Annotated in this window: 1 protein-coding gene; it reads left to right on the forward strand. The window is 44.5% G+C overall.

Translation table 11 applies throughout. The features are described from left to right. Positions 1-515, forward strand: a 515-nt coding sequence (locus AAFM92_16995; GenBank protein MEL7302053.1) for a hypothetical protein, incomplete at both ends; no start/stop codon positions are given.

The raw sequence follows: 515 nt of genomic DNA on the forward strand, positions 1-515 counted from the left end.
GAGTACAAGGATAAGTTGGAGGAGAAGTGGGAGGGAGTTAGGGGTAGCGAGTGGAGGGGGGTCGAAGAAGAATGGAAGTGTTTCAAAGAGACGGTGTGTAAAAGTGCTGTAGAAGTTTGTGGAATGAGAAGAGTGGGAAGACAGGGTATTAAAAAGGGGAGCGAATGGTGGAATGAGGAGGTAAAGAAAGTGGTAGCAGAAAAGAGACAGGTGTACGAGAGATGGTTACAGAGTAAGAGGAGGGAGGACTGGGAGTTGTACAAAGATAAAAGAAGGGAGGTAAAAAGATCAGTTAAACAGGCAAAGCGAGTAGCGAATGAAAGGTGGGGGGAAAGACTAGCCAGGGATTTTAAGAGCTGTAAGAAGATGTTCTGGAAGGAGGTAAATAGGGTAAGAAAAGGGGAAAGCAAGAAAGAAGAATGTGTGAAAGATGTAAATGGGGAGGACTGGGAGTTGTACAAAGATAAAAGAAGGGAGGTAAAAAGATCAGTAAAACAGGCAAAGCGAGTAGCGAA

Source organism: Pseudomonadota bacterium (assembly GCA_038533575.1).
Taxonomy (GTDB): Bacteria; Pseudomonadota; Alphaproteobacteria; order Rhodobacterales; family Rhodobacteraceae; genus Shimia_B.